Consider the following 16,170-nt stretch of genomic DNA (forward strand, 5'->3'; position numbering starts at 1 on the left):
TCTAAATATCAAAACAATTATCAGTTCTGTAAAATATAGATGTCTGCCATTCACTATGATTTATTGGTCCAATTCCTCTAAAATCAATCTTTTTGAAACTATTTTTCATAAAGTGTTCGTATCCTTCTGCATATTCATCTCTATCAGAATTATCCCAAATAATAATTCCATCACTTTTTAAGGCTTTAAGACACTTTTTAGCACATTCAACGCGTTCTCTTCCATCAATTACAATGATATCAAACTCGTTAGTAAAATCTAATATTTTATCGCTATAACCTTCACCTAACGGAATTAATTCGCATTGTATATTAGCAAATGATTTAAGTTCGTTTAATTTTTGATTGTAGAATTCTGTGTCATGTTCTACAGAAAAAATACGTTTTACTTTTGATGCAAACCACAATGTAGAATTTCCGCTTCCAAATTCGAAAACGTTGAATGATGAATTCAGTTTTTGCGTTATAAAATGAATTGATGCATACGTAAACCAAGGCAAAGGTTCACTTTTTTCATTAACTGGTGACAATAAAAATCTACTTAAAAACCATCCTTTTGGAAGTAAATATTTTTTAGAAAAAAAATAGGTTTCTAATATTCTTGCTGTAAACTTATATTTTCTCAATATTTTTTTTATAAATACCATTTTGAGAATATGAATTGTTTTTAGTGATTGTGTGCAATAATAATCTTTTTTAAATGGATAATTATCGCTTTAACGTAATGTTTGTTATTAATTCTTGTTTTTGCGCATCCATCGTATATTGAATTGAAACCCAATAATCACCCGATGGCATTTTACGACCATTATAGGTTCCGTTCCACTGTGGATAATTAGGTGTTAATATGGTAATTATTTTTCCATATCGATCATAAATATATACAAAGTAATTGCAATTTTGTACTTGCTCCAATTGCCAAGTATCGTTGAAACCATCACTATTTGGCGTGAAAAATTTACGAATTCTAAAACATGGTTCTGTTTCTACTTCACATATCAATTCAATAAATGGAAACACAATTGTACATCCAGAGCTATTCTCTTCAATAGTGATGTTCGTGTAAATTCCAACACTCAAATTGTTCATTTCTAAAATTCCTGATGCGTCAGAAGTAACAATTGTAGTTTCCATTGAACCATTCAAACTATACGAAATTGTATACGCAGTATTTGCGGTTGCGCCTTGAAACGAAATAATTCCGTCACTTACGCCACATGCGCTTGGATTTGTGGTTGTTGGTATTAATACCAAATCAGAATTCGTTAAAGTTAGATTTCCAATGTTGGCAATGCAATTTGTAATCGTGTCTTCTACTACTATAGATTCGTACATTCCTGCACCTAAATTGTTCATTTCTAAAATTCCTGATACGTCAGAAGTAACAATTGTAGTTTCCATTGAACCATTCAAACTATACGAAATTGTATACGCAGTATTTGCGGTTGCGCCTTGAAACGAAATAATTCCGTCACTTACGCCACATGCACTTGGATTTGTGGTTGTTGGTGTTAATACCAAATCAGAATTCGTTAAAGTTAGATTTCCAATGTTGGCAATGCAATTTGTAATCGTGTCTTCTACTACTATAGATTCGTACATTCCTGCACCTAAATTGTTCATTTCTAAAATTCCTGATGCGTCAGAAGTAACAATTGTAGTTTCCATTGAACCATTCAAACTATACGAAATTGTATACGCAGTATTTGCGGTTGCGCCTTGAAACGAAATAATTCCATCACTTACGCCACATGCACTTGGATTTGTGGTTGTTGGTGTTAATACCAAATCAGAATTCGTTAAAGTTAGATTTCCAATGTTGGCAATGCAATTTGTAATCGTGTCTTCTACGATTATTGATTCATAGATTCCAGTTCCCAAATTGTTCATTTCTAAAATTCCTGATGCGTCAGAAGTAACAATTGTAGTTTCCATTGAACCATTCAAACTATACGAAATTGTATACGCAGTATTTGCGGTTGCGCCTTGAAACGAAATAATTCCATCACTTACGCCACATGCACTTGGATTTGTGGTTGTTGGTGTTAGAATAAGTGCTAAATTATCTATAATTAGTTCTCCAATGCCAGATGCACACGGATTAAGTGAATCTGTAACCATGATTATTTCATAAATTCCTGCGCTTAATCCTGTGAGTAGTATTTCACCATCTGCGCTGGCATTATAAGTATTTACAACTTGATTTGATTCATTGAAATAATCAACCACATAGTTTTGATTTGGTGCCAAACCAGCAATTAAAATAGAACCATCGGGCGTATTACAAGACGAAGTTGCAGTAGTGGTAAATATTAAATTAATCGTTGGTTGATCTAATAATATATCTCCAAGAATATCTTCACAATTCGAATTGACATCTAGTACTGTAAATGATACATACGTACCTCCAAAAATATTTGACAGCACAATTTCTCCAGTTGCAGTAGAAGTTAACGTTATTGTTTCTGGATTTGTATTAAATTCATAACTTATTTGATACGTTGTATTTGACGCTAAATTACTTAATGAAATGCTTCCATCTGGATTGCCACATATCGTTGGACTCTGTGTCGTGAAATTTACATCCAAACTGTCTGAGTTTAAAGTAGCATCTCCTAAATTATCAAAACAAAGACCAACTGTATTGTTTACCGTAATATTCGTATAATTTCCTCCTGAAAGACCTGATATTGATAATTCTCCATTACCATCTGAAGAAATGTTAGTTGTAATTACATTAGATTCAAATTCATAGGTAATTTCATAAATTGTATTCGAATTTAAGTCAGCTATTACAATTTCTCCATCAGTAGCTGTACAATCCGTTGGGTTTTGAGTTGCAGCAATGACATATGAAATTTCGCCTAATTCCAATATCCAAACGGCTCCTTTATCATTTCCGTTTTCACTATCTTTATAAGCTCCTACTGCAAAACGATACGTTCCTGCATCATTCAAGATAGTTACAGATCCACCAAAAAAATCACCCGAATTTAGTGTTCCTGTAAAGCAATTTTCTCCATAAGTATATATATATTCTTCAGATACAGTTCCATCATTATTCAATTCAATAAGATAGATAGCTCCTGTTTGACTTGAAAGCGTTGGGTTTTGTTGTCGCAAAGCACCGACAACAATTTCTATTTTACCATCATTATCAATATCAATTACACCGTCAATAGATTCTCCAAAAAGCGCATTATTACTAATTGTCCCATTAAATCCTCCCGAAAGGTTAGATACTTTTTGATGATTTTTCACAGTTCCATCAGGATTCAAAAATAATACATAAAAACTTCCAGAGTTTGAAATTTGGTCATCATCCCTATATGCACCAACAACAATATCAGTTGTTCCATCTTCATCCAAATCGCCAACACTTGCAACCGATCCTCCAAAATAATCTTCAAACTCTAATATTCCCGTAAAATTCCCTTGTGTATCGCTAATTTTCTGAAAATTATTTACTGTAAAGTTAGCATTCATAAATAAAATCCAAACGGCACCTCTACGTGCACCGCCATCACCATCTCTACGTGAACCAACTGCTAAATCTTCAATTCCGTCATTATTTATATCGCCAATATTTTCAATATCAGTTCCAAAAATTACATCTCCATTAAAAAACCCAGTAAAACCACCTTGTGTATCACTAATTTTTGAATGAGAATTTACTGTTCCGTCAGGATTCAAACTTAAAATCCAAACTGCTCCATGCCAAAATCCGCCATCTCCATCATAATCAGCTCCAACTGCCAATTCTATTAAACCATCGTTATTTAAATCTCCTAAATAAGCAACAGCTCCACCAAATCGGTCATCATTATCTAAAATTCCAGTAAAATTTCCGCTCGTATCACTAATTTTAGTGTGAGAAATTACAAGATTATCTGCATCCAAAAACAAAATCCAAACAGCACCTCTATCGGTACCTCCATCATCGTCAGTATATGCTCCAACGGCTAAATCATTAACACCATTTCCATCAAGATCTCCTATGGCATCAATTGAAATGGCAAAATTATCACTTACATCAAGATTACCCGCGAAATTCCCTGTTAGTTCATTGATTTTTTGAGAACTAGAAACGGAGTAATTCTGAGAAAAACAACAACAACTATAGAGAATTGTAGCAATAAGAAAACAAGCTTTTTGCATTTTAAATTTATATTATTTAGTTACGTATAAAATATGGATGATTCATTTATATTTGCATCATACGAAACTGAATTATGAATATATTATATAAGATTATATATGAGCCAAATATAAATAAAATCATTAGAACTATAAATTATTTTTTGTCTCCGCTTTTACCTTCAAAAATTAAAATTCATCCGTCCGGAATACTAAAAGTTAAGATCGATGAAACTCATGGTTCCTTTCTCTTAAAAACAAATCAAACAAGCTACATATCTAGAGAAATTTTCTGGGAAGGTGCTTTAAATTTCGAATACTCTCCGATATTTATTGGTCTGATAAAAAAAATGAATGTTTTCATTGACATTGGAGCAAACATTGGCTACTACTCTATTTTGGGCAGTACCGTAAATCCTGAATTAATAACGTATGCATTTGAACCTTCTAGAGGCGCTAATTTTTATTTATCCGAAAATGTAAAATTAAATAGCTTTTCAAATAGAATAACTATTGAAACATCCGCTTTGATGGATACATCTGGTGAAATCGACTTCTATGAAATCCGAAATAAAAAATATCCTTCTATATATAATTTATCGGGCGAACACAATATTGGTACCAAAACCTATAAATTGTCTAATAAAACCAACGTAAAAGCCACAACGCTCGATGCGTATTTTTTAGCTAAAAATATGAACGAATTAGATATAATCAAATTAGACACCGAAGGCGCTGAAGGTCTAATTTTAAAAGGCGCACATGATGTAATTACAAAACACAATCCTATCATTATATGCGAATTGTTATTCGATAAGATTGAAAAAGAACTCGAAGAAATCATGACCAAACATGCGTATCAATTTTATTGTCATACCGAAAAAGGCTTAAAATTGGTAGATTCAATCGTTAGAACTGAAGATAATGGTGTCAGAAATGTATTTTTTGTTCCGCCAACCAAAACAACTTTCATTCAAGAATGGATTATAAATTAATGTTTTTTTAATTTGAATCTAATTTTAAATAATTAAAAATCAATACTTTACATATTAATTTTAATTTTTTCTCAAAGATTAAAAACCAAGTTAAAACTTTCTTCGTATATAATTTTGAAAGCTAATTAAACACAAACCTAGTAGTAAACTTTGATAGTATTTAATTGTTAATTATTTGATAAAAAAAACCGTCTGCCGCCCTTACAGACGGTTTTCTTGTTTTATAAATTACAAATGCAAGAGCAACATTTTAGTTTAAAAGTTGAAAGGTTTATAAGTTTATTTAATGTGTAAATAATTCACATACCAAAATACTAAAAGCGTTTACATTGAGCTTGTCGAAATGAAGCGATCCAAAGGCAAAGCCGTTTCCAAAAGCGACAGCGAGTCCAACAATCCAAGAAGTCTAAAAAAACTATCCAAATCGCCCAACTTCAAAACCATCCAATTTCATCGAAGTATTCTTTTCTCCAATCAACTCACTCACCAACTTTCCTGTTGCCGGCCCCAAACTCCAACCCATCATTGCGTGACCAGTTGCAATTGTGAGGTTTTTATAGTTTTTTGTTTTTCCAATATATGGCAAACCGTCTGGAGAACACGGACGTAATCCGCAAGCAGCATTTTCTAGGGAAGTTTTCGGAATCTGTAATCCATTATAAAAACTCTCAGCAACATTCGCAATCGCTTTCACACGTTTCGGATTGATTTTATGATTAATTTCGCCAATTTCCATCGTTCCTGCAAAACGTGTAAAACCTTGCATTGGCGTTACAGCAACTTTCGCTTCCACCAAAATTGCAGGCATTGAAATTCCTGTGTTTTCGAAAACGTTGATACAGTATCCTTTTCCCGCTTGAAGCGGAATATTCATAGTAAGTTTTTTTGCCAACACTGAACTCCAAGAACCTGCCGCAAGTACGAATTCGTCTGCTTTTAATGTTCGTTTCGAAGTTTGGACAGCAACAATTTTATCATTTGTAAATGTTAGATCGGTGATAGATTCATTTGTATAAAACCGAACACCTTTTTTCTTCAAAAAAGCTATCATTTTTGGCATAAAATCGTTTGGCGTCATATGCGCATCTGAATCAAAATAAATAGCACCTTTTATATTAAAATCAACGTTTGGCTCCAATTTTTTAACTTCTTCTTTGGTTAAATTTTGAGCGTTCAAACCTTCTTCAATCGCGCGTTTGCCTATTTTCCATTCTTCTTCACCTGCTTTTTCTGTTTGATAACACATTAACAAACCTTTTCGCTCTAAATGAAAGTCAAAATCATTGGAATTTTTCAATTCAGAATACAATTCGCGACTCAACAAATTGATATCTTTAATAATAGGAATTGAGGTTGTAACGTGTTTCGCTGTGGCAGATTTTTTAAACAACCAAGACCATTTTAAAAAGTCAACATCTAATCGTGGTTTTACATAAAAAGGACTCGACGAATTCAACATCCATTTCAAACCTTTGGTAATCATACCTGGCGCGGCTAACGGAATAAAATGACTTGGCGTAATATATCCAGCATTCACAAAAGATGCGCCGCTAGAAATGTCGCTTTTATCTACAATTGTGACTTGATGTCCATCTTGTTGTAAATAATACGCGCAACAAAGTCCAATAATTCCGCCTCCGATAATGACAATTTCTTTTTTCATTCTTTCTTTAGATCATTAGACTCGTTCCCGCTGGGCGGGAATCTCTTGGATCGCTTTGCTTTTAGACTTTTTAGATTATTGCTATTTTATTTTATAATCCGTCTTTGCGAGAGTTTTGTATACATTGAGCTAAGTCGAAATGAAAAAACTTGTGGCAATCTGCTTCGCTATAAACAGATTACTTCGTCATACTTCCTCGTAATGACGTTACAAACATCTCAATACTAATACCTCGATACTCATTAACTATTTTATCAAATGACCTGAAAACCATGCGCATACGGATCATCATCTTCGTCAATAACAATCGTATTATAACCGTATATTTTTGCCCAACCTTGAATACTTGGCACAATTGCTTGTTTTCCATCTAATGTAGTTTCTCGCTCTACACGACCAATAAATTTTGAACCAATATAACTTTCGTGAATAAACTCCTCGCCTATTTTTAACTTTCCTTTGGCGTACAATTGTGCCAATCGCGCGGAAGTTCCTGTGCCACAAGGACTTCTGTCAATCGCTTTATCTCCATAGAAAACCGCATTTCTTCCCGAAGAAGTTTTGTCCAATGGATTTCCTGTCCAGAGCATGTGTGAAACATCGCGAATGGTTTCATCTTCTGGATGAATAAACATATTTGGATATTTTGCATTAATTCGATCACGAACAACTTGTGAATATTGAATTATTTTACTGGCAGTAAAATATTGAATACCTGAAAAATTTGCTTGCGGATCCACAATTGCATAGTAATTTCCACCATAAGCGACATCAAATGAAAGTTTTCCTAATTCGGGACAATCAACCGTTAAATTTTCCGCAGTTAGAAAGCTTTTCACATTCGTTAACCGAACCCAATCTACTTTTTTTCCTGTTTGCTGATATTCAATTTCTACCAAACCTGCTGGCGTTTCCATTTTTATTTTTCCTGCAATTTTCGGCGTAATTAAACCTTCTTCAATTGCAATCGTAATCGTTCCAATGGTTCCGTGTCCACACATTGGCAAACAGCCAGAAGTTTCTATAAATAGAATTCCAAAATCATTTTCAGGATTGCTTGGCGGAAATAATATACTTCCGCTCATCATATCATGACCGCGCGGTTCAAACATTAAACCTTTCCGAATCCAATCAAATTCCTGTAGAAAATGCTGCCGTTTTTCGCTCATGTTTGCGCCTACCAAATTTGGTCCGCCGCCAGCAATAACTCTCACAGGGTTTCCACAAGTATGTGCATCAATACAAAAAAACGTCTTTCGCATAGCATTAGGCATTAGGCATTAGGCATTAGGCATTAGGCATTAGGCATTAGGCATTAGGCAAAAATAATTTAGCATCAAAAAATAAAACTATTTTTGTGATATTTCTTCTCCATGTTCATTTACTCAATAACTCTTTAAATTGCTTCTTTTGTTTCTTTTTCATTCACCAATCGAATAATGTTTAGTGGGTTTTCGTTCTTCAATTCATCTGGCAATAAGTTATTTGGCCAATCTTGGTAACTAAATGGACGAACCCAACGTTTAATGGAATCTCTACCAACCGCCGTAAATCTACTGTCCGTAGACGCAGGATATGGTCCGCCATGCAACATGGAAGGTACAACTTCCACACCAGTTGGAACGCCATTAAAAATGATTCTTCCAACACGTTGTGCTAGCGCATTTACAATGTTTTGATGTTGTGCTACTTCGTTCTTTTCAGAAATAATAGTTCCCGTTAATTGTCCTTCTAAGTTTGCAATAATTTCTTCTAATTGCGATGCATCTTCACACTGAACAACCAACGAAAATGGTCCAAAAACTTCTTCATGCAATGCCGAATTTTCTAAAAATGTTTTTCCGTCAACGGTGGCAACAGCTTGTTGTGCGTAGTTTTCAGCGACAGCTTTATCAACATTTGCAATCGTTTTAACATTATTTTGTTTTTGCGCTTTGGATTTATTGTTTTTGAATGATTTGTAAATGTTTGGATGCAACATGCATTGTGGCGCAATCGTTACAATTTCTTCCGATAAAGTTTGTATAAATTTTGTCAAAGAATCACTTTTTATTCCTAAAATTAGTCCTGGATTCGTGCAGAATTGTCCAGTTCCTAACGTAATGGAACTTGCGTACGTTTTCCCCCAAGATGCTGCTTTTTCTTCCAAGGCTTTTGGCAATAAAATGACAGGATTTATACTTCCCATTTCTGCAAATACTGGAATTGGTTCTGGGCGTTTTGCCGCTAAATCGAATAATGCGCGTCCGCCACGAATACTTCCCGTAAAACCAACCGCTTTTACTTTTGGATGTTCTACTAATTGCTGCCCGACTTCAATTCCGCTACTGTTTAAGTTTGAAAATACACCATTTGGCATTCCTGTTTTTTGTGCCGCTTTCGCGATTGCCGAAGCAACTAATTCACCAGTTCCTGCATGCATTGGATGCGATTTTACAATGACAGGACAACCGGAAGCCAACGCAGAAGCCGTATCGCCGCCTGCCGTTGAATATGCTAATGGAAAGTTACTCGCGCCAAAAACAACGACTGGACCAATTGGAATTGACATTTTTCGTAAGTCTACTCTCGGATTTGGTTTTCGATCAGGTTGTGCAGGATCAATTCGTGCTTCCACCCAAGAACCTTCTTCAAGTAAAACTGCAAAAGTTCGTAATTGTCCAATAGTTCGTCCACGCTCACCTTTTGCGCGTCCTTCTGGCAATCCGCTTTCAGACATATATGTTTTGACCAATTTGTCATCCAACGCCAAAATTTCATCAGCAATTGCATTTAAAAAGACAGCTTTTTTCTTTCCAGAGATTTTGTTGTAGGTTTTAAAAGCTTCTGCTGCTAATTCCACAGCTTCTGAAATTTCGTCTGAAGTTGCTTCTGTGTAAACGATATCATTTTCAGTATTCGTTTGCGGATTGAAGGTTTTATACGTTGTTTTTCCTTTCGCGGAAAGCGAGTTTCCTATATAGTTTTTTCCAGTAATCATAATCGTTTTATAAATTAGTTATTATGTTCTTTTCTTTGCTTGCCCAAAGAAAATGAACCAAAAGAAATGGCACTTTTATGAGGAGTTTTTATTCCTTTTTTTTGAAAAGTAATAAAACCGTGAATTAAATCCTAAATTTCTTCCAAGGCTTCAGAAATTTTTAACGGATTTAATTCACTACTCTGCATAAAAGATAAAACCTTAGAATAAATTTTCAGCTATCTGCTTTGATTCTATCTGACTAAATTAGTAATGGTAAAGTCTTTTAATTTATACAAATTTATCTCATATTTCAATACTGCTCATTACGTCTTTGCGAGAGTTTTTGAAAAACTCGTGGTAATCTGTTTCTCTATATGCAGATTACTTCAGTCATACTTCCTTCGTAATGACGCTTCATTATATATCTCAATACGTAATACTCACAACTAATCAAGATACTGTTTGTAATCTGGTAAGTTTGGGCGCGTTTTAATGCCTTTTTCTATGATTGCTAATACATGTTCACGTTCTGTTCCGATTAATGGCAATCGCGGTTCGCGGACATTTTCTGTTCCAATTCCTGTTGCGACTTCCGCAAGTTTTATGTTTTGAACCAATTTTGTGTTGATGTCAAGTTCTAATATTGGTAAAAACCATCTGTAAATTTCGATAGCTTCTTGCGTTCTTCCTGATTTCGCTAAGGCATAAATTGCCACAGTTTCTGCTGGAAATGCACAAACCAACCCTGCAACCCAACCATCTGCGCCCATTAACATACTTTCCAAAGCAAGTGTATCGACACCACTTAGAATTGCCAAACGATTACCAAACCGATTTCTGATTCGTGTAATGTTTGAAATATCGCGTGTTGATTCTTTTACTGCTTGAATGTTTGAGCACTCATTCAATAATTCTTCAAACATATCCAATGTGACTTCAATTCCATAATCGACAGGATTGTTGTAAATCATTATTGGCAAATCGGTACTGTTTGCAACCGATTTGAAATAGGTAACCGTTTCTCTGCTATCTGCTTTGTAACGCATTGGCGGCAACATCATTAAACCGCTTGCGCCATCTTCTTTGGCGTGTTTTGCAGCTTGTTTTGCGGCAACCGTAGATTGTTCGGCTACATTTATAATTACTGGAATTTTTCCATTGACGATTTTTACCGTTTCGCGAATTAAGATCCGTTTTTCTTCATTCGTTAATGTACTCGCTTCACCTAACGTTCCGCCGAGAATTATTCCGTGAACGCCAGCATCTACTTGTGCTTTTATGTTTACGGTAAACATGTCTAAATCTAACGTATCTTCTGCTGTAAATTTAGTCGTAACTGCTGGCATTACGCCTTTCCAATTGATTTTCATGGTATTGTTTTTTGATGTGATAAAAATACGTTTCATCAAACTATTGGAAATTGTAGATATTATCCAATTTTGATACTATTTTATCATTATAACTTGATTTTGGTTATTTTTGGATTAATTTTAGCCTATTAATTTACTTTTAATGAAAGTTTTACCATTTAAGATTCCGAAAGCTGAAGACGATATTTTGATTGTTCAGGAAGATCGTGGACGCACTTTTTATGAAAAGTTACACCAACATGAAGAAATTCAACTTTCCTATATTGTTTCTGGAAAAGGAACGTTTATTATTGGAGATACGATTCGCGATTTTCAATCGAATGATGTGTTATTGTTTGGTAGCAATGTTCCGCATGTGTTGAAAAGTGATGTTTCAACCGAGCAAGATTCCTATATGATTTCTGTGTTTTTTACATATGATAGTTTTGGTGAACATTTTTTTGATCTGCCAAAGCTTAAGAACTTAAAACGATTACTTGATGACGCAAATTTTGGTGTGAAGTTTCAAGAGAATCAAATTGTTTTGAAACCATTTTTTGAAGCGATTCTCCATCAAAAAACCATCAAACGATTCGCTACTTTTTTTGAAGTGCTTTCTATTTTGACAGAATCAAAGTATGAAACAGTTTCATCTTTTATCAATACAAAAAATTATACCGACGACGAAGGAAAACGCATGAGTGCAATTTTTGAGTTTGTGATGAATCATTTTGGCCAAAAGATTGTTTTGGAAGAGATTGCAACAATTGCTAACATGACGCCAAATGCTTTCTGCAAGTATTTTAAACAACGAACGAATAAAACCTTTTTTCAGTTTTTGACAGCTATTCGTATTGAAAATGCGTGTAAGTTTTTGACCAATCAACAACAGTTGTCTATCTCAGATATTGCACATGATTGCGGCTTTTTTAATATTTCAAATTTTAATCGAAAGTTTAAGGATATTAAAGGCTTGACGCCTACTGAGTTTCGGAAAAATGTTTTGAAATTGTAAATAGAACGTCTCTTCGAGTAGTTTTTCGAAATGAAATGAAGAAAAATTGTATCGAGAAGTTTTTAGTTTCAAAGTAATCTCGATACAAATTTGTTACACAAATTCACTCGATCTGACGAAGTTGTTATTATAAATCTAATTTCTAAAATTAATCAAATAAACTAAAACCATAATAAAACGTTACCCAAACAATTACAGACGAGAAAAAGATTCCGATTACGTTAGCTAAAAATGCCTTTTTACGTTCTATATTGAAGAGATACGTTGCAATAGTTCCTGCATATACACCAGTTCCTGGAATTGGAATCATGACAAAAAACATTAAACCCCAGAAACCATATTTTTGTATTTTATCTTTTGCGCCACGTTTGGCTTTTCGGGCAACATATAACGCTCCTTTTTTGTAGAATCGCCAGCGAAGTAAGTAACGATTAACGTGATCTAAGAAGAAAATCATGATCGGAAATACCAACACGTTTGCTACAAATGCAGCAACAAAAACGAGATACGGATTTGCATCAGAACTCAGTCCAATCGGAATTCCAACTTTGGCTTCTCCGAAAGGAGAAATACTCCACAACATGGTATATATAATATCTTCGATAACTATATTTCTTTTAAAAGGAATACAAAGCTACGTGAATTTGTATTGTGAACAAATTTTAGGTTTATATAATTTTGGTCAAAATTCACTTTTTAAATAGTATATTGAGTTTCAAATTTTTATTGCACATGAATCCTACTCGAATTATTCATCCCGATTTTGAGAAATTTCTTCAATTGAAAGATCAAGAATGTATTGATCTTTTTATCGATTTGAGAAATTATGTATTGGAATTGTATCCAAATGCAAACGAACTTGTGTATCATACACATGCATTAACTGCTGTATTTTCTATATCTGAGAAGCTTTCGGATGCATTTTGCATGATTCCGATATATACAAAGCACATGAATTTAGGCTTTAATAAAGGAACAATTTTAGACGATTCGAAGCAATTATTACAAGGAACAGGAAAGTTGATTCGTCATATTCACATTTTAAATATAAAAACGTATAGAAATTCGGATGTTGAAAATTTGTTGAAATCCGCCATTGATCTTGCTATTTCAGATATGAAGAAACCGTCAAAAATAATTGGAACGACTATTTCTAAAATTAAAAAGTAACTTTTTCCTAAAATTGATACTTATAGTTATAAAAATTAAGATTTTTCAGTATGATAGGAGAATGGATTACAGATATACTTGAGTTATTTTTAGATTTTTCTTTTTGGGGAAATAAAAAAGATACGCCTGCACATGAGAAAAAGCTGTATGTTTCAAAAAAATCAAAGAATTCATCCGTTGCGCGTGTTTATATTATTGGATGTATTATTATTTTGAGTGCTGTACTATTATTTTTTTTCTTACTAAAACCAATGCAACAGGTTAGCGATACAAAAGATACATTACAAACGATTACACATTTATTGAAACTTGAAAAAGAACATGCTAATCAATATCCAGAAACTATTGATGGAATTGCTCGCAGAAATCCAACTTTAGGAGATTTGAGTATTGATAGTTGGAACAATGCAATTTTTTATCAAAAAGCTGAAAACGGCGAAAGTTATACACTGATTTCAAAAGGAAAAGATGGCGTATTGCACACAGATGATGATATTGTAATTCATAAGAATTTTGAACAAGGCTTCACTACTATTCAAACAAAATAAAGTTAAAAAGTTGACTTTTCATACAAATTTTAGTACATTTACTCTCGTATGGAAGAATTTATACGTTTCAGAAAGAGAGTTTCTTATGTCAGCATGAGCGTGTTTGCTTTGATTACTATTCTTTTCTTTTCTTCTTATACTGCCATGAAAAAAGAACGAAGAACAAACGGTAGGTTATTTTCCAGCGCACTTTTATTGGCTTATGAAAAGAATGATACAGGTGAATATCCTTTTGATTTGAATTGTTTTAGCACTCATAATAGATTTGATAAAGAATATATAACCACAGACAGTTGGGGAAATACCTTTTTTTATGAAAGCTTTGATAATGGTAAAGATTACACCCTTTTTTCTGTAGGAAAAGATGGAATTCCTTTTACCGAAGATGATATACACACTGAAAAATTGAATAGATCTAATTGTTACTAATTTATTTCTTTAAATATCTCCTGAATTTTAGCATGTCGAATTTCTCCAAAATCTGAAATTACCATATTTGCTATCGAATAATCTTGATTTTTAGAATGCACACTGTCATAACCAACACAAAATATTTTTGCCGCATTTGCCGCTTTAATTCCGTTGGTAGAATCTTCAATAACCATACATTCTGAACGTTCGTAACCTGTTGCAAACGCTGCTTTTTCAAAAATTTCTGGATGCGGTTTGGATTGTTTTAAATCGGCTCCGCTAAATTTTGCAATGAAGTATTGATTTAAGTTGAATCGATCAAAAATATTATTAATCGTCATCATAGACGCCGAAGAAGCTAAGACAAGTTTCAATTCTTTTTCATGATATTCTTTGATGATGTCCAACACGCCATCAATTAACTGCAAACTAGGATCGTTCTCAAATATATATTTAAAGTGTTTTCGCTTGAGCTGAACTAAGGTTTCAGGTCTTTCTGTTAAACTAAAACGATCACATAATCGCTTGCAAATATTCAAAGTAGATTGTCCTGTGAATGATTGATACAACTCAGGAGAAACCTCAATTTCAACATCATTAAACATTAAGTGATATGCTTTTTGATGTAACGGTTCTGTGTCTACAATTACACCATCCATATCAAATAAAACTCCTTTTAACATTGCTTATTTTTTGGCGAATATACTAAAAGTAATTTGATAATTTCTGTGTAATTAGTTAGGTTTGGGCAACTAATTACGTAAACGCTATCAGCGATGAGATGGTGCTTTTTTACATGTAAGATTTATAAATCGTTAACAATTGTAATTTTTTTCTTAAATACTTTTACTTAAATTCGTTCATTATTAATTTTTTAAAATATATATTATGTTAAAATCAATTTTGAATTTAGGTTCAGAGATTACTAAATCTGAACAAAAATCTATTAATGGAGGAATGGTTTTTAAACCTTATCTATTTTATGGAGAACCAGATTGTCTAGCAGCTTGTAATGGTTTTTGTATATACACTCCAGTAATAATCAATGGTCAAGTTCAACAAAATTCACCAGATTGGTCTTGTGTATTATAAAATTTATAAGCGAACTTCGGTTCGCTTATTTTTTTAGATTTGATTTGTTTACCATAGAAAATTAGTAATATTGCAACACAAATTACTTTTCTATGATAATTCACGATTTTACTTCACAGTCTTCTTTAATGAACCAATTTATTTCAGAATTGCGCGAGGTCACAATTCAAAAAGATTCGATGCGTTTTCGCAGAAATATTGAACGTGTAGGAGAAATTTTGAGCTATGAATGCAGCAAAATATTAGCAAGAACTACTGAAATCATTGAAACGCCGTTAGGAACGAAAGAAATGACGTTACCAGCTAAAGATGTCGTGATTTGTTCTATTCTTCGCGCGGGTTTGCCTTTGCATCAAGGAATTTTGAATTATTTTGATACCGCCGAGAATGCTTTTGTTTCTGCGTATCGCAATCATATTGATGATGGTGACGAATTTGAAATTGTAGTAAATTATATGGCAACACCTTCGTTGGAAGGAAAAACGCTGTTATTGGTAGATCCGATGTTGGCAACAGGACGCACGATGAAAAGTGTGTATGATGTGTTGTTACAGCAAGGAATTCCTAAGAATATTCACATTATTTCTGTGTTAGGTTCTACGCAAGGTGTTGATTATGTGAAGGAACATTTCCCTGAAGATACACATTTGTGGATTGCCGCAGTTGATAATGAATTGAATAGTCGCGGATATATTATCCCTGGTTTGGGCGATGCTGGCGATTTAGCGTATGGAACGAAACGTCACTTCGACTCCGCTCAGTGACCTTTTTTAGACTTGCTTAGACTTGATTCGATTAGACTTGTTGGACTTGCTTAGATTATTTGGAT

Annotated in this window: 15 protein-coding genes; 7 read left to right on the plus strand and 8 right to left on the minus strand. The window is 33.7% G+C overall.

All coding sequences use genetic code 11. The features are described from left to right. Nucleotide 1: 1 nt before the first annotated feature. A complete protein-coding gene (locus IMCC3317_RS03120; RefSeq protein WP_160128049.1) occupies nucleotides 2–625 on the minus strand; it encodes an O-methyltransferase in 624 nt (207 codons plus the stop codon). Nucleotides 626–707: 82 nt separating this feature from the next. Further along, on the minus strand, nucleotides 708–4,157 hold the full coding sequence (locus IMCC3317_RS03125; protein WP_160128050.1) for a T9SS type B sorting domain-containing protein: 3,450 nt from the start codon (nucleotides 4,155–4,157) through the stop codon (nucleotides 708–710). Between the two features lie 329 nt (nucleotides 4,158–4,486). Between IMCC3317_RS03125 and IMCC3317_RS03130 the strand changes: the two genes are divergently transcribed. Beyond that, nucleotides 4,487–5,131 (plus strand): FkbM family methyltransferase, encoded by a 645-nt coding sequence (locus tag IMCC3317_RS03130; protein ID WP_160128051.1) that lies wholly within the window; start codon nucleotides 4,487–4,489, stop codon nucleotides 5,129–5,131. Between the two features lie 415 nt (nucleotides 5,132–5,546). Here IMCC3317_RS03130 and IMCC3317_RS03135 read toward each other — a convergent pair whose 3' ends face one another. From IMCC3317_RS03135 to IMCC3317_RS03150, 4 genes are all read right to left on the minus strand, one after another. After that, complete coding sequence (locus IMCC3317_RS03135) at nucleotides 5,547–6,794, minus strand: NAD(P)/FAD-dependent oxidoreductase (RefSeq protein WP_160128052.1); 1,248 nt, start codon at nucleotides 6,792–6,794, stop codon at nucleotides 5,547–5,549. 254 nt (nucleotides 6,795–7,048) lie between these two features. Next, nucleotides 7,049–8,056 carry a 4-hydroxyproline epimerase gene (locus tag IMCC3317_RS03140; RefSeq protein WP_160128053.1) on the minus strand — a complete coding sequence of 336 codons (1,008 nt, stop codon included), beginning with the start codon at nucleotides 8,054–8,056 and terminating at the stop codon, nucleotides 7,049–7,051. A 134-nt stretch (nucleotides 8,057–8,190) separates the two neighbouring features. Continuing rightward, nucleotides 8,191–9,774, minus strand: coding sequence for an aldehyde dehydrogenase (NADP(+)) (locus IMCC3317_RS03145; RefSeq protein ID WP_160128054.1), 1,584 nt, complete (start codon nucleotides 9,772–9,774; stop codon nucleotides 8,191–8,193). 428 nt (nucleotides 9,775–10,202) lie between these two features. Beyond that, complete coding sequence (locus IMCC3317_RS03150; protein WP_160128055.1) at nucleotides 10,203–11,126, minus strand: dihydrodipicolinate synthase family protein; 924 nt, start codon at nucleotides 11,124–11,126, stop codon at nucleotides 10,203–10,205. A 142-nt stretch (nucleotides 11,127–11,268) separates the two neighbouring features. Between IMCC3317_RS03150 and IMCC3317_RS03155 the strand changes: the two genes are divergently transcribed. Beyond that, a complete protein-coding gene (locus IMCC3317_RS03155; protein ID WP_160128056.1) occupies nucleotides 11,269–12,120 on the plus strand; it encodes an AraC family transcriptional regulator in 852 nt (283 codons plus the stop codon). A 148-nt stretch (nucleotides 12,121–12,268) separates the two neighbouring features. Here IMCC3317_RS03155 and IMCC3317_RS03160 read toward each other — a convergent pair whose 3' ends face one another. Next, the gene (locus tag IMCC3317_RS03160; protein WP_160128057.1) at nucleotides 12,269–12,703 is read right to left on the minus strand and encodes a COG2426 family protein; all 435 of its coding nucleotides are present in this window, start codon (nucleotides 12,701–12,703) and stop codon (nucleotides 12,269–12,271) included. 149 nt (nucleotides 12,704–12,852) lie between these two features. Here IMCC3317_RS03160 and IMCC3317_RS03165 point away from each other — a divergent pair, with 149 nt between their 5' ends. Genes IMCC3317_RS03165 through IMCC3317_RS03175 form a run of 3 tightly spaced genes read left to right on the plus strand, consistent with a single transcriptional unit; the run spans nucleotide 12,853 to nucleotide 14,267 of the window. Continuing rightward, a complete protein-coding gene (locus IMCC3317_RS03165; protein WP_160128058.1) occupies nucleotides 12,853–13,290 on the plus strand; it encodes a DUF1801 domain-containing protein in 438 nt (145 codons plus the stop codon). A gap of 50 nt (nucleotides 13,291–13,340) precedes the next feature. Further along, nucleotides 13,341–13,838 carry a hypothetical protein gene (locus IMCC3317_RS03170; RefSeq protein WP_160128059.1) on the plus strand — a complete coding sequence of 166 codons (498 nt, stop codon included), beginning with the start codon at nucleotides 13,341–13,343 and terminating at the stop codon, nucleotides 13,836–13,838. 48 nt (nucleotides 13,839–13,886) lie between these two features. Beyond that, the gene (locus tag IMCC3317_RS03175; RefSeq protein ID WP_160128060.1) at nucleotides 13,887–14,267 is read left to right on the plus strand and encodes a type II secretion system protein GspG; all 381 of its coding nucleotides are present in this window, start codon (nucleotides 13,887–13,889) and stop codon (nucleotides 14,265–14,267) included. Here IMCC3317_RS03175 and IMCC3317_RS03180 read toward each other — a convergent pair. Further along, nucleotides 14,264–14,932: an HAD family hydrolase gene (locus tag IMCC3317_RS03180; protein WP_160128061.1), complete on the minus strand. Its 669-nt coding sequence runs from the start codon at nucleotides 14,930–14,932 to the stop codon at nucleotides 14,264–14,266. The two genes, IMCC3317_RS03175 and IMCC3317_RS03180, sit on opposite strands and share 4 nt — an antisense overlap. Before the next feature lie 205 nt (nucleotides 14,933–15,137). On the opposite strand from IMCC3317_RS03180, the gene IMCC3317_RS03185 reads away from it, so the two are divergent. Both IMCC3317_RS03185 and upp read left to right on the plus strand, forming a co-directional pair. Further along, nucleotides 15,138–15,341, plus strand: a complete 204-nt coding sequence (locus IMCC3317_RS03185) for a hypothetical protein (protein WP_160128062.1) — start codon at nucleotides 15,138–15,140, stop codon at nucleotides 15,339–15,341. Nucleotides 15,342–15,433: 92 nt separating this feature from the next. Then, nucleotides 15,434–16,105 (plus strand): uracil phosphoribosyltransferase, encoded by a 672-nt coding sequence (upp, locus tag IMCC3317_RS03190; protein WP_160128063.1) that lies wholly within the window; start codon nucleotides 15,434–15,436, stop codon nucleotides 16,103–16,105. Nucleotides 16,106–16,170: the final 65 nt, after the last annotated feature.

It is taken from the genome of Kordia antarctica, assembly GCF_009901525.1.
Classification (GTDB): domain Bacteria; phylum Bacteroidota; class Bacteroidia; order Flavobacteriales; family Flavobacteriaceae; genus Kordia; species Kordia antarctica.

Coding starts and splice junctions, on each gene's coding strand:
- IMCC3317_RS03155 (WP_160128056.1), top strand. CDS start 11,269: ATGAAAGTTTTACCATTTAAGATTCCGAAAGCTGAAGACGATATTTTG.
- IMCC3317_RS03160 (WP_160128057.1), bottom strand. CDS start 12,703: ATGTTGTGGAGTATTTCTCCTTTCGGAGAAGCCAAAGTTGGAATTCCG.
- IMCC3317_RS03135 (WP_160128052.1), bottom strand. CDS start 6,794: ATGAAAAAAGAAATTGTCATTATCGGAGGCGGAATTATTGGACTTTGT.
- IMCC3317_RS03180 (WP_160128061.1), bottom strand. CDS start 14,932: ATGTTAAAAGGAGTTTTATTTGATATGGATGGTGTAATTGTAGACACA.
- IMCC3317_RS03125 (WP_160128050.1), bottom strand. CDS start 4,157: ATGCAAAAAGCTTGTTTTCTTATTGCTACAATTCTCTATAGTTGTTGT.
- IMCC3317_RS03140 (WP_160128053.1), bottom strand. CDS start 8,056: ATGCGAAAGACGTTTTTTTGTATTGATGCACATACTTGTGGAAACCCT.
- IMCC3317_RS03165 (WP_160128058.1), top strand. CDS start 12,853: ATGAATCCTACTCGAATTATTCATCCCGATTTTGAGAAATTTCTTCAA.
- IMCC3317_RS03130 (WP_160128051.1), top strand. CDS start 4,487: ATGAATGTTTTCATTGACATTGGAGCAAACATTGGCTACTACTCTATT.
- IMCC3317_RS03185 (WP_160128062.1), top strand. CDS start 15,138: ATGTTAAAATCAATTTTGAATTTAGGTTCAGAGATTACTAAATCTGAA.
- IMCC3317_RS03150 (WP_160128055.1), bottom strand. CDS start 11,126: ATGAAAATCAATTGGAAAGGCGTAATGCCAGCAGTTACGACTAAATTT.
- IMCC3317_RS03175 (WP_160128060.1), top strand. CDS start 13,887: ATGGAAGAATTTATACGTTTCAGAAAGAGAGTTTCTTATGTCAGCATG.
- IMCC3317_RS03170 (WP_160128059.1), top strand. CDS start 13,341: ATGATAGGAGAATGGATTACAGATATACTTGAGTTATTTTTAGATTTT.
- IMCC3317_RS03145 (WP_160128054.1), bottom strand. CDS start 9,774: ATGATTACTGGAAAAAACTATATAGGAAACTCGCTTTCCGCGAAAGGA.
- upp (WP_160128063.1), top strand. CDS start 15,434: ATGATAATTCACGATTTTACTTCACAGTCTTCTTTAATGAACCAATTT.